General features: G+C 68.4%; 10 protein-coding genes and 1 pseudogene. 6 read left to right on the forward strand and 5 right to left on the reverse strand.

Annotation, left to right across the window (positions count from 1 at the left end; translation table 11 throughout):
* Nucleotides 1–45: 45 nt before the first annotated feature.
* On the forward strand, nucleotides 46–639 hold the full coding sequence (locus ACZ607_RS15300) for a GNAT family N-acetyltransferase (RefSeq protein ID WP_469735186.1): 594 nt from the start codon (nucleotides 46–48) through the stop codon (nucleotides 637–639).
* Nucleotides 640–720: 81 nt separating this feature from the next.
* Entirely contained in the window at nucleotides 721–1,389 is a 669-nt protein-coding gene (locus ACZ607_RS15305; protein WP_469735187.1) for a DUF6304 family protein, read from the forward strand.
* Between the two features lie 87 nt (nucleotides 1,390–1,476).
* Here ACZ607_RS15305 and snpA read toward each other — a convergent pair whose 3' ends face one another.
* Nucleotides 1,477–2,148, reverse strand: coding sequence for a snapalysin (gene snpA / locus ACZ607_RS15310; protein ID WP_469735188.1), 672 nt, complete (start codon nucleotides 2,146–2,148; stop codon nucleotides 1,477–1,479).
* A gap of 256 nt (nucleotides 2,149–2,404) precedes the next feature.
* On the opposite strand from snpA, the gene ACZ607_RS15315 reads away from it, so the two are divergent.
* From ACZ607_RS15315 to ACZ607_RS15325, 3 genes are all read left to right on the forward strand, one after another.
* Nucleotides 2,405–3,358 (forward strand): LysR family transcriptional regulator, encoded by a 954-nt coding sequence (locus tag ACZ607_RS15315; RefSeq protein WP_469735189.1) that lies wholly within the window; start codon nucleotides 2,405–2,407, stop codon nucleotides 3,356–3,358.
* Nucleotides 3,359–3,452: 94 nt separating this feature from the next.
* Entirely contained in the window at nucleotides 3,453–3,818 is a 366-nt protein-coding gene (locus ACZ607_RS15320) for a DUF952 domain-containing protein (protein WP_469735190.1), read from the forward strand.
* Nucleotides 3,815–4,696, forward strand: coding sequence for an SDR family oxidoreductase (locus ACZ607_RS15325; protein WP_469735191.1), 882 nt, complete (start codon nucleotides 3,815–3,817; stop codon nucleotides 4,694–4,696). The genes ACZ607_RS15320 and ACZ607_RS15325 overlap by 4 nt, the downstream gene beginning before the upstream one ends.
* A 113-nt stretch (nucleotides 4,697–4,809) precedes the next feature.
* On the opposite strand, the pseudogene ACZ607_RS15330 reads toward ACZ607_RS15325, so the two are convergent.
* The 4 genes and pseudogenes from ACZ607_RS15330 to ACZ607_RS15345 all read right to left on the reverse strand — a co-directional run.
* A pseudogene (locus ACZ607_RS15330) lies at nucleotides 4,810–5,346 on the reverse strand (NUDIX hydrolase); the annotation flags it as partial.
* 488 nt (nucleotides 5,347–5,834) lie between these two features.
* Nucleotides 5,835–9,488, reverse strand: a complete 3,654-nt coding sequence (locus tag ACZ607_RS15335) for a hypothetical protein (RefSeq protein ID WP_469735192.1) — start codon at nucleotides 9,486–9,488, stop codon at nucleotides 5,835–5,837.
* A 148-nt stretch (nucleotides 9,489–9,636) separates the two neighbouring features.
* Nucleotides 9,637–10,167, reverse strand: a complete 531-nt coding sequence (locus ACZ607_RS15340) for an NUDIX domain-containing protein (protein WP_469735193.1) — start codon at nucleotides 10,165–10,167, stop codon at nucleotides 9,637–9,639.
* A gap of 1 nt (nucleotide 10,168) precedes the next feature.
* Complete coding sequence (locus ACZ607_RS15345) at nucleotides 10,169–11,524, reverse strand: tetratricopeptide repeat protein (protein ID WP_453712977.1); 1,356 nt, start codon at nucleotides 11,522–11,524, stop codon at nucleotides 10,169–10,171.
* A gap of 202 nt (nucleotides 11,525–11,726) precedes the next feature.
* On the opposite strand from ACZ607_RS15345, the gene ACZ607_RS15350 reads away from it, so the two are divergent.
* Nucleotides 11,727–12,476, forward strand: coding sequence for a hypothetical protein (locus ACZ607_RS15350; RefSeq protein ID WP_469735194.1), 750 nt, complete (start codon nucleotides 11,727–11,729; stop codon nucleotides 12,474–12,476).
* Nucleotides 12,477–12,530: the final 54 nt, after the last annotated feature.

Genomic DNA, 12,530 nt, shown 5'->3' on the forward strand with positions numbered 1-12,530 from the left:
GCGTCGGTTGGATCAACCACACGGGACGAGGAGACGGGGCCGGTCATGGGCGTACGGATACGGCGGGCGGACCAGGGGGACAGGGACCAGGTCGTACGGATCCTGGAGGAGGCGTTCCACGACGACCCGGTGAGCAGCTGGGTCTTCCCCGACGAGGAGCACCGGCGCGCGGTGCACGGGAAGTTCCTCGGCGTCTTCGCCGACGTCACGCTGGAAGAAGGCCGTATCGACCTGCTGGAGGACGGCACGGCGGCGGCCCTCTGGCTCTCCGTACCGGCGGGTGTGCCGGACGAGGAGGACGACACCCCGGCGCTCATGCGGGAGACCGCGGACCCCGACAACGAACGGGCCGAGCTGGTGGGCCGGCTGACCGGCGCCGTCCACCCGCACGACCGTGCGCACGAGTACCTGCTGATGATCGGCGTCTCCCCGGAGCGCCAGGGGGAGGGGATCGGCGAGGCACTGATGAGGGGCGTCCTGGAGCGGTGCGACCGGGAGGGGATCCCCGCCTATCTGGAGGCGAGCAGCGAGCGCAGCCGCGGCCTCTACGAACGCCTCGGTTTCGCCTTCATGGGACGGACCGTGGACCTTCCCCAGGGGCCGCCGATGTGGCCCATGTGGCGTGAGCCCCGGGCCTGATGGGCAGGTCCCGGCCGCCGGATGCACGGAAGGGGAGGGGGCCACGGGCGGGCGCCGGGGCAGGGGCTACAGTCCCTGCTCATGACAGATGAGTCGTGGGCAGGCTGGTACCGGGACCGTCATGGTTCCGCGGCGGTCGTTCTCACCACGGACGGACAGCAGCTCCGTATCCGCGTCCGGGGCACGGACTTCGAGGGCGAGAGCTTCGACGGTCTGGCGCCCGTGGCCGGTGTGCCGGTCCCGGAAGGGCAGTTCGGCCTGGTGGACGGCGTGCTCGACGACTGTGTCCTGGAGTGGGACCTCCCGCTCCCGGTCCTCGTGAACGGCACGGTCCGTCAGGCGACGCTCAGCTGCCTGCTGTCCCTGCGCAGGGCGGACCCGGACCTGTATCTCGCCCTCCACCTGGACGGAGCGGTGTACGAGTCGAACCGCGCCGAGGGCGACTTCGCCGGGGCACTGGCCACGGTCCAGCGGATCCTGCCGCCGGGCATCCATCTGCAGACGTGCATAGCCTGTGCCTTCTCCGACTACTTCCCGGCGCCGGTCCGCGGTCTTTCCGGCGGGCTCGCCTGCTTCCGCGGTGCCAAGGACGCCTACCGTGACGCGGCGGGCGGGGACGACGTGGCTGGCCTCTGGGACCGGCGCACCGGCTTCGTCCAGGAGATATGGAGCTGCCGGGAGTTCGAGCCCCGTCCGGCGCACGGCGCCGGCACCGGGCACCGGGGCGCCTTCCCGCTCGAACTCGCCTGACCCTGCCGGGACACGCGCGTGGGGCCGCCCCGCTTGCGCGGAACGGCCCCGGTGCCGCGTGCCGGGCCCCGCGGCCCGGTCCCGGTGTCAGGAGGTGGCGCGGGCGAGAGCCGCCGCGAGTCCGTTCTGCCAGAGGGAGTTCACCTTCGAGCGCTCCGTGGCGTCCGGGTAGGCGTTCGTGCAGGACGTGCCGGGGCCGCCGCCGGACATGAGCTCGCTGCACGGTCCGGTGTAGTGGTCCGGGAGCCCCAGGACGTGCCCGGTCTCGTGGGCGGTGACCCGGGTCGAGTCGTACTGCTGGTTCTGGGCGTAGTCGAGGAAGACGTAGCCGCTGCCGTGGCCGTCCGTGCTCGCGTACGAGCCCCGGGAGTCGTTGCCCTCGCGGTAGTCGAAGTCCGCGTTCGAACCCTCCTGCAGCTTGACGTTGCTGACCGAGCTGTTCCAGATGCTGGCGCTGCTCGCTATCTGGCTGCGGAAGGTGGGGGCGTTGGAGGCGTTGTAGACCACGGTGACGGCCTGGGCGCCCGGGTGGGCGGCCCGCTTCTCGGCGACGGACTTCATGACGGCCTCGAAGAAGGCCTTGTTCGCCGCGGCGTTCTCGCTCGAACCGGCGTACGCGGCGTAACCGGCCTGCGCCGCGGTCGCCGGGGCGGTGGGAGCCTGGGACGGGGCGGCGGCCACCGCGGGGGTGGCGCCGAGTGCGGCGACGAGACCGAGGCCGGCCACGGCTGACATGACAGCTGTCCTGGGGTGACGCATGGGGGGTGTCTCCTGCCTGTCCGAAGAACCCCGTCCGGAGGCCGGGCGGGGAACGGGTGGGGGGTACGGACAGAGTGTCGGGGCAGCCGGGGCCGGAGCGGATGATGTCAACCGCCGATAGCACCGCCTTATCGCCCGCACGGGGAGCACACAGAATCAGCACGTGCCGGTCGCCCCGACACCCCCTGAATCGGCCCGGTTGGTGGGGGTTGGGGCATCTGGTGCTCGGCGTACGAACAGCCATACGCTCCCCGTCATGGAGCTCGAGGTGAGGCACCTCAGGGCGCTCTGCGCCATCGCCGACACGGGCAGCCTGCACCAGGCCGCACGGCGGCTGGGCGTCAGCCAGCCCTCCCTGACCACCCAGCTCCAGCGGATCGAGCGGACCCTGGGCGCGGAGCTGTTCCGCCGGGAGCGGACGGGCTGCCGGCCGACCCTCCTCGGCCGTTCCGTCCTCAGCCGCGCCCGCCCCCTGGTGGACGGCATGTCCGCCCTGGTCGGCGCCGCGACGGCGGAGGCCGCCGCCGCCCGGGCCGGCGGCCCCGGTCTGCGGATCGGGTCCACCGCGAGCCGGGTCATCGGCGGCTGGCTGCGCGGACTGCGGGTGAGGCTGCCCGGTACGGACATCTCGCTCCGCGTCGACGTGTCGGCGCGGTCGCTTCTGGGAGCGGTGGCGGAGGGCCGGCTCGACGTGGCCTTCGTCCACGAGGTGGAGGGCTTCCCGCTCACGGTCCCGGACGGGCTGGAGCAGCGCGTACTCCTGGACCGCGAACCGCAGTTCATCTCCCTGGCCCGGGACCACCCGGCGGCCGGACTGCCGGTGGTGGACCTCGACGACCTGGCGGGCGACCGGTGGATGGTCGACCCCTCGGTGGACGGCGAGTGGGACGGCGTGCGCCGGGTCCTGGGCGCCGCCGGCCTCGATCCGCCCGTCCTGCACGGCGACTACCTCACCGCCGCCTCACTCGTCGCCCTCGGCGAGGCGGTCGCCCCCTGCCAGCCGACCACGGGCCCGCGCGACGACATGGCGATCCGCCCCCTGCGCGGCGACCCGCTGGCGGTCCGGCTGCTGCTGGTCTCCCGGCCGGGCGCGGACATGGACGCCGTGTACGAGGAGCTGGAGAGGGCCTACCGCGACGCGGCGAGACGGGCCGAGGAGTACCACCGATGGCTGCTGCGCCACCGCAGCCCTCTGGCGCTCACGTCCTGAACGGCGGGTTGGCGGGGCCGTGGTGACCCGGCCCCGCCACGACGCGCGGGCCGGAACGGCCCCGCACGGCACCCACCGGCCTTAGCGTGGTCCGGTGACCGAACAACTGCTGCACCTCACCGAAGAGCCTCTGTGGGAGGCCGCCCGCCGCGCGGGGTCGTACGAGATGTCCACCAGGGGCCGCACCCTGCGGGAGGAGGGGTTCATCCACTGCTCCCTGCCGCATCAGCTCCCCGCCGTGGCCCGGGCGTTGTACGGACCCGGAGGCGGCGAGGGCCTGGTGGTGCTGGTCATCGACACCGGCCGGCTGCCCGCGCCCGTCCGGTACGAGGCACTGGAGCCCGGCGGCGAGGAGTTCCCCCACATCTACGGACCGCTGCCGACGGGCGCGGTGGTGGAGGTGCGCCCCTGGGCGGAACACGTCGCACGCCCGGTGGACGAGGGAGGCGAGACCAGGTGATCAGCCCTCTCGTCGCGGTGACCGGTGCGAGCGGCGCGGTCGGCGGCCGGGTGGCCGCGCGGCTGGCCAGGACCGGGGTCCCCGTACGCCTTCTCGGCCGCGACCCGTCCCGGCTGCCCCGACTTCCCGGCACGGCCGCCGCGCCCGCGGCCACGTACGGCGACGCCGAGGCCATGCGCCGCGCGCTCGACGGCGCGCACACCCTGTTCCTCGTCTCGGCGCACGAGAGCCCGGACCGGGTCACCGAGCACACCATCGCGGTGGACGCCGCCCTGGCCGCGGGCGTCGAACGCGTCGTGTACGTGTCGTTCCTCGGCGCGGCACCGGACGCGACGTTCACCTTCGCGCGCGACCACTGGTACACCGAGGCGCACATCCGGATGACCGGCGTCCGCCACACCTTCCTGCGGGACAGCTGGTACCTGGCGGGGATCCCCGCCATGACGGGAGCCGACGGCGTCCTGCGCGGTCCCGGCGGCGAGGGGCGGGTGTCGGCCGTCTCGCACGACGACATCGCCGACTCGGCCTCGGCCGTCCTGCTGGACGAGGGAACCGCGCACGACGGCGTGACGTACGACCTCACGGGGCCCGAGGCGTTCACCCTGGCGGAGGCGGCCGACGAGCTCAGCCGGCGCACCGGCCGGGCGATCCGGTACGTGGCCGAGACCAGGGAGGAGGCCTACGCCTCCCGCGCCGGCTACGGCGCCCCCGAGTGGGAGGTCGCGGGCTGGGTCACGTCGTACGAGGCGATCGCGGCCGGCGAACTGGCCACCGTCTCGGACGCCGTCCCCACACTCACGGGCCGCCCGGCCCAGGACCTGGCGACCTTCCTCCAGGAGCACCCGGAAAGCTACAGCCACCTCCTGCCGGGGTCCTGAGGCGGCCGGTATGTCGCGCTCTTCGCCGGTGACCCGGACGGAGTCCCCCTGGCAGGCCCCGATGCCTGGTTCCGAGCAACGTCTGCGTGAATCCCTCGGCTGACCTCCCACGAGGAACTGCCGGTTGCCTCGTCCAGCAGCAGATACAGCAGACCGACCAGGCTGCCACTGCTGACGACCTCACGGCGGTCGATCATGCCTCGGATCTCGGAGATCGGGATCCACTCGATCCGGTCGGACTCGTTCAGCTCGGTGGGAGGGCCCACGTACGAGGCGGCCTCAGCACGGAAGACGAAGTGCTCGGAATCCGTGATGCCGTTCGCGGGTTGGGCGTAGACCAGGGGCTTGACGCCCTCCACCCGCCAGCCGGTCTCCTCCTCCACCTCGCGGGCGGCAGCCTGCTCAGGGGTCTCGTCGGCCTCGATGAGGCCCATCGGAAGCTCCCAGCCCCAGGTGTCGGTGATGAACCGGTGCCGCCACATCATCAGCACGCGCTTCTGGTCATCGACCACAGCCGCCACGGCCAGGTGCCGCATCCGGACCACATGGTGTTCCCACCGTCGGCCGTCAGGCTGCTGGACGTCCACGAGCCAGAGATTCACCCACGGGTTCTCGTAGATCTGCCGCTCACCATGGACGGTCCACTGCATGAGCCCAACTCCCTTGTCTCAGTGCAGTATCCAGCATGTCACCCTGACGAGAATTCGTCCGCCTGCTCGATTCACCCTGGCCCGTAGCCCGTAACGCTGTCGCTATCCGCCGTCTGCAGCCTGCGGATCTATGCGTACCAGGGGCAGAGAGAAGAAGACCGCACCCGGTGCCGTCGCAGTCGCCGTTGCCGGCGGCCGACGGGCCGGGTGCGGTCCGGTGGGCGGTGCGGCCCGTGGAATCCCGGGCCGGGTTGCCCGGTCAGGCCTTCTTGGTCTCCTAGTAATGGGCCGGGTCGGTGACCTGCGGGGATGTTCCCTGCGGGTCGCTGAACTGGCCTTTTGCTGTTGGCCAGCGATGGGTCGAGACGGTCCTGATCGGATGTCCTGCGGACTGTGTGCGGACTGCTGGGACAGTCGAAGATCCGCTCCGGATGAGGCTTCCTGTCGCTGGACGCTGAGAGGCTAGAAAGCGCACCACCGTTGGAGCACTAGCGAGCACGGCGTTTGGATCTCTTACCGTGCCGAGTCTGTGCTGCAGCCCATGCCGTCAGCTGGTGGATGGCCATGACGGGTACGTCCGACGTCAAGACGCGTGACGACATCAGGTCGCGACTGGTGACGACGACGGGGGCCACCGTCCAACCTCGAGTGTCGGTGCTGCTCGTGAAGTGGTCCAGTGTAAGGGCCAGATGGGTGCGGATCCATTGGGCTCGTCTTGTGATCTTGAAGACGGCGCTCTTGTCTCCTCGCAAGAGTGCATCAGCTTCGTTGGCCATCTCAGAGGGGTTGCGGGCCATCTCGAAGTCCTTGGATTCAACGATGAAGATCGTCCTTTGATCTAGGTTGATTCCCAAGGCATCGATGTCGCCGAGGTCGTCTCCTTGGGGAGACATGAGGCGCCGCCCTGCGATCTTGCCCACGCTGTGGGCCGTTATGGAACAGCCTGCGCCTGCCAGGGCCCTTTCGGATTCCTTCTCAAACTCCTTGTTGTGGTCCTGCCGGATGGACCCCATGAGCTTCTTCATCGTCGCCGATTTGGCTTTTAGCCTGCCGGAATACAAGAGGTAGACCCAGTAGGGGCCCGTGCTCAATACGTGTCTGGGCGCCCACATCAGCATTTCACCGTCCACGCCAGTCGAGCGGACCAATGGACGGCGCGCGTAGGACCATTCACGGTTATAGCGCCAGGGCAACGCGTCGGCGCCCACGGACAGGAACTTGGGACGTGGACGCAAGCTAAGGCGATCGAGGAAGGCATGTGTTTTGTCGTCGGTCCAGCCGAGGGTGGACCCAAGGTGCTCTTGCACACGGGTGAAAGGGAGAGTGAATGGTTCATTATCGCACGCCTCATCGCCCAAAGCGATGATCTCGACCATGCCGTGGGCGAGATCAGTTAGGGTGAATCCGAATTCGGCGAGCATCGCTTCTTCAACCTTCACAGAAGGGGCTGCGGCCGTGCGGGGCGCCGAAAGGGCGGAAACCTGGTCAGCAGTTGCCATGGCTGCGCGTGCTCGGTCCAATGCCAAGGCATCGGTACCCGTTTCGTACTGATCACCGCGAGAGACGCCGAGCCGGCCCGACTCCAGTAGGGACAGCTGTGCGGTGGAGAAGTCGTACCTGATGGCGTCGGACAGCGTGGCTCGAGAGATCAGGTCAGCGGCGATCGCCAAGAGCGTGTCGTAGGTGTCCAAGGTCAGGGGCTGGTCGCCTGAAGGTGGGGTAGCGGCCGCATACTCGATGAGGAAGCGGCTTGCCTGCGCAGCGGCCACTCGTTCCTTGCTGTCCTTGGCGATCTGTGTGGCGGGCTGGCTGGATATTCCGAAACAGGCGAGCCTGGACCGCAGGACCTGATCGCCGTGAGCCTCTGCACGGATAAGCGCCTCGTGCCGTGTCATGAGCTGGTCTATCAGACCCTCGGGGGCCAAGCCGGCGATCAGGTGCTGAATGCGCTGGAAGTAGTGCTCGACTGTCTTGTTGAGCACCTCAAGGCGTTTGTCTTCTGAGACGACCCCCTGCGGGATTCCCTCAGCGGCGAGCCATTGACCCAGTTCGTCCAACACGAATGCGGAGACAGCTGGCTGCACAAGTCGGGTGGCAGGAAGCCGCCCTGGGCGCAACAGCATGGGTCGGGCTTGTCCGTGCAGCATCTTCTTGTGACCGACAGGAGCGAACCGTTCGACAAGGTCGCTGACCACGAGGGTGCTGTCGTTGCCAACCATGGCTTCAGCCAGGACCTGGACAATCACACGGTCGGCGCTGTTGTCCTCCACCAGTAGGGAATCTACGCCTGCGGCCAGCAGCTCAAGGTGAATGGGCCCTGCGCTACGCGCTTGCCGCGCGAGCCAGGGGGCCTTCTGTCCGGGCTGGGTGACGCGTCCTGCCAGAGCCTTCAACCAAGCGTCTGTGTTGTCGAAGGACACCGTGATCCGCACACGCCCCAGGCCGTCGGCCATTGCGAGTAGTCCTTTGGACGCCGCCAGCGAGATCTGCCAGACCCAGTAGGCGACGGCTTCAATGACCATCTCTTGAAAGGATTCCAGGGCACCCGCTGTGTCCTGACTGGGTCCGATCCAGACCTGAAGACCAGCGGTTTCCACGAGCAGTTCGTCTTCCGGGACAGCGGGATGTGTCCGGTAGATCGGTGCGGTTTTCACGCCGTAGAGGGCGAGAACCGGAACAAGAGCAGGGCGGTGAGGGCTGGCAACGACGTGATGGTCGTACCGCTGGTGGGCACTGACTCGCAGCGCCTGGCTGAAGTCGGAGTCGACCATAACGGCGGTCGGCCTGTACCCATCCGACAGGTAGTAGCTGTACTCGTGGTCGCGGTACATGCCGTAGTTGTCAAGCGTGCTGAAGGAATGGACCCTGGCGTCGATGTGCAGCTTCTCGTCCGCTTGAGCAAAGCGCCACAGAAACAGTGGGTCCGAACCATCGAGCTCTGCCATAACGCGTAGGTCGTCGACGGTAGTGGCGAGACAAGGGCCGACTCGTGACGACTCGCGAAGACCGAAGAATGAGGAGCGACCCAGACCCTGGTTGATGATAAGTCGTAGGCAGTGAGCGTCATCCTGCAGAGGATGGACCGGCGTCTCGTGCAACTCATGTAGCTGTTCCATGACTCGGCCAGCATCCCAGTATCCGTAGGGTGTCTGGGCGTCATAGTCAGACAGGTCATCGGCCACGACCGCCAAGTCGATGTGCTTATCATCGGCGAAGGTGAACTGACGGCGACTGATCTGCGGATTCTCGGCTACTTGCGCCGTCGGGGGCAGCGGAGTCGCCCCGCAGCCAATCAGGATTTCGGTGGCTTCATCCAGGACGCATGCACGCAAGAGCTTGGCGAGTTGGGGGGCGCAGCCATGCTCTGTGGCGATAACGAGAAGGCGATGACGCAGGGCTGCGGGCAGATCCCCTGGATTGGCGATCACCACGGCCGAGCCGAGGTCCAGCAGCGGGGTGAGAGTCATTCCCTCGTCTGGGCCATGCTCCGCTGTGAACGTGTGTGTACCCGGCTGCACACTCAGGCTGTCCAGCACCCGCAACGCCTGTGGCGCCGCGATCTGGGACAAAGCTGCCTCGTCGAATGTGACGGCTTCGCACAGTGCGTTCAGCGCATGCTCTCCCGGTACGAATACCTCCGCTCTGGTCGATTTGGGCGGGGTAACGCCACGGGCGAGCCCTGCGCGGAGTAGTGCCACGTGGCTCAGACGCAGTACCACCTGGATCAGCGGGCTGACCTCATTCCGGAAGGTGACGGGAAGCGCCTTGCCCTCCGGTCCGAAGATGCTGCGGAGGACCAGGCCAAGTGTGTAAGCCGCCCTCTCCGTCAGCCCCTGGGCGATTAGGTAGGGACCACCGTGGAAAGCCACTTCCGCCGTGTAAAGGTCGTTGTATGGATCTTCCTGAGATCGGACCTCCGCGCTGCCGATCACCGGCTCCTTCAGCAGTGACCGGATTCTGCTTGGCGACAGGCGAGGAGCCTTAGGACGGCTTGGCAGGCAGGCGCCGACCGCAGCAAGCCGCTGCAGCCTGACCAGGCAAGGGATATTTTCGGGGATCAGCTGCAACGCAGCGGCCGACCGCACCAGGGAAGGGCCATCCACCGTATTCCAGGGCTTGGCGTCAGAAACGAACTTTGTCACGGCCGCTCCTCTTCGAGTGTCCGGCATGCTCCTGTTGCCGAGGTCACACGGACGACGTTACCGGCCTCCACTGACAGAGTCCGTCAGACGATGAGCAATGCCTTGATCAGGGAGGCCCCTTCAGCCCCTACAGAGTGAGGGACCCCCTCTACCTCCAGCCGTTGAGGGAGACCTCCGGGCCTCCCGCCAGGTACCGGTGGAGGGCGCTTGAAGTGGTGTCCACGAAGTTCTCGGGGATGGCGTCGGCATCGATCCAGCGGACTTGGGAGTGCTTCCGAGGTTCGCGGTTCTCGGGTTCGCCGGTCCATTCGTGGGTGGCGAAGACGACCGTGAGGAAGCCATTGGGGGACTCAACGCCCCAGGCTCCGTGAATGATGTGCGCGACCTTGAGGGACTCGGGCTTCACCGTGAGGCCGGTCTCCTCGTAGAGCTCGCGGACCGCAGTTTCGGTGATGGGCTCGCCCGGCTCGCTCTTGCCGACGGGGAGGTCCCACATTCCCTGGGCGAACTTGGCGCTCTCGCTGCGTTGGAGGAGGACGACGCGGTTGGTGGCCTTGTCGTGGACGATGACAGCCGCAACCAGCAGGGTCATCGATTCGAGCGCCGCCTTGAGGGCCTTGGGCTGGTCGTCGGTCTGCTGGGTCACGGTGTTCCCTTCGTCGGGCGGGTTGTTGGGCATGTTAGGCGAGGGCCTCGCGGGCTCGGCGGGCGAGATCGGCGGCGCCGGGGACGCGGCGGCGCTGGTAGATCGCGAGCGTGGAGCGGATTGAGGTGATGGCCTTGCGCGTGCGGTCGGACGTCATGCCTTCCATGAGGACGAGCGCCTGGGTCCAGGCGGCGACGGCTTCGTCGGCGCGGGCTTGGGCGGCGAGGCTGTCGCCGAGGTCGGCGTGGGTGAGGGCGTGGACGCGCTTGTACTTCTCCGGGTCCCATCGGGTCAGCGCGTCGCGGTGCTGCTGTTCCGTACCGATGTGGTCGGCAAGGTCGGTGAGGGTGCGTGCGGTGTGGCTGGCCACGGTGCCGGCGGCGGGGCCGCTGACGCGGGAGAAGCTGGGCTGGGGCCCGTCCTCGCGTAGGAGGGCGTCTTCGGCGGCGAGGAGAGCGCGAGCGGCCAAGGGGTTCTCGCCGACCGCTGCGTAGGCGCGGGCGTGCGTGATGTGGAGGAGCGCTTCGGTCTGGCCGTCCACGTGGCCGAGGCCGCGGGCGAGCGCGCCTTTGACGAGGTCCACGCAGTGGTGGGGTTGCTTGAGGCTGAGGGACTGGTGGGCGAGGGCGCGCATCATCCATGCGGCGTGCCCGTGGGGGTCGGCTTCGCAGGCGAGTTGGTAGCCGACCTGGTAGTAGCGCTGGGCGGCGCCTTCGTGGCCGAGGTCGTGGTGCTTCCAGCCTGCGAGGTAGGCGAGTTCGGCGACGGCGCCGAAGGCGGCCTGGCGTAAGGGCTCCGAGGGGAAGCGTCCGCGCAGCATGGGGGCGGCTGTGTCGGCGAGGTACGCGGTGACTGTGGTCAGGCCGTGCCCGCCGCCGAGCCTTTCGTCGGCGGCGCTGAAGGCTGCCGTGATCTGTCGTACGACGTCGATGTCGTCGCTGCCGACGAGGGAGCTGGCGGTGCGGGCGCGGAGCATCCGAGAGGTGGCTTCGTGGTTGTGCAGGAGCGGCATGGCCACGCCGGCCGTGGTGAAGGCGGCGATGGCGAGGAAGCTGCGGCGTTCGACGTCCGCACGGCCGAGGTCGGTGACCGCCGTGACGGGGTCACTGTCCTGTAGCGCCTCCGTGTCGGGTGAGTGAAGGCCGAGTTCGGTTCGGGTGACGACGCGGCCCAGCCGCCGGGAGAGGGCTTCAGCGAGGTACTGGCCTGCCTGGCCGGACGGCGTGCGGGCACCGCCCACCCAGTGGGAGATGGCCGACTTGTTGGTCTGGAGCAGTTCGCCGTTCTCGGCGGCGATGCGACGTACGTCCTTGGCGAGCGCGTCGTACGTGCACCCGGCGGCGTTGACCGTGTCGCGTAAGCGAGAGTTGGCGCTGGTCGGTGTCGACACGATCGCCTCCGCTCCGAATCCGTAAACCGTGTATACCGCTTGGCCTCGCTCACACCGTACCCACTCTGCGTAGCGGGCGGTTCACTTATCGACAGCCGCCCCACTCACGGCATCACGGGCCGGGCGGCCCCCAAGTTCCGTACGCCCCAACGGGCTCGGGCATTCCTGTGCCCCGGTCCGGACGATCAGAGACGGAGACACGGTGACCACCATCGACACCGCGACCATCACGGTCGAGCTGCCCGACGCCTTCGACCCGCGCTGGAACCGCCTGCCCGGCATCCACGTGGACGGCCGGCGCATCGCTATCGACCCGGCCGAGTACTTCTTCCGCTTCGAGTCCAGCACCTGGCTCGTCGCCGACTGGGAGCTGGTGAAGGCGCAGCTCCTGGACGTGGACGAGACGACCGAGAGCGCGGTCGAGCAGCTCGCGCTCGACTTCATCAAGCAGCACAGCGAGTCCACCTCCGATGCAGCCCGTGTGCTGGCGACGGCGTACGGGGTGTACTCGTATCTCTTCCGCGAGGAGCACCTGGCCGGCCTCGGCCTGCCGCAGATCACCGCCGACCACCTGCGCATGTTGCGCGAGGCAGCGACGTTGATGGCGCTCAACAAGGTCGAGCTGGACGGGCACATCTCCAACGTCGGCCCGTGCTGGTTCTTCCCCGCCGCCACGTCCGTCGTCTTCGACCTGGACGACGAGATGGGCGGGATGCTGGACGAGGTCTACCACGGCGGCTGGTTCAACGAGCACCGCCGGATCCAGTCCATCAAGGCCCACGCCGCGCTCGGCGGTCGGCTCGTGCACGGCTGCCAGTCCGTGCCGGACCAGTCCGGCGGCGTCGTCGCGCCCTACGGTGCCTCGATGGCCAACTTTCGTGACGACCTGGCCGAGTTCAAGGCGGGCTGGATCGAGCAGGTCTACGCCCGCCGCGTGACCGCAGCCGAGTAACCCCGCCCCCAGTACGGCTCCGGGGCGGGCCAGCTCGCGCGCGCCCGCCCCGGA

The organism is Streptomyces sp. NPDC104381, assembly GCF_055583745.1.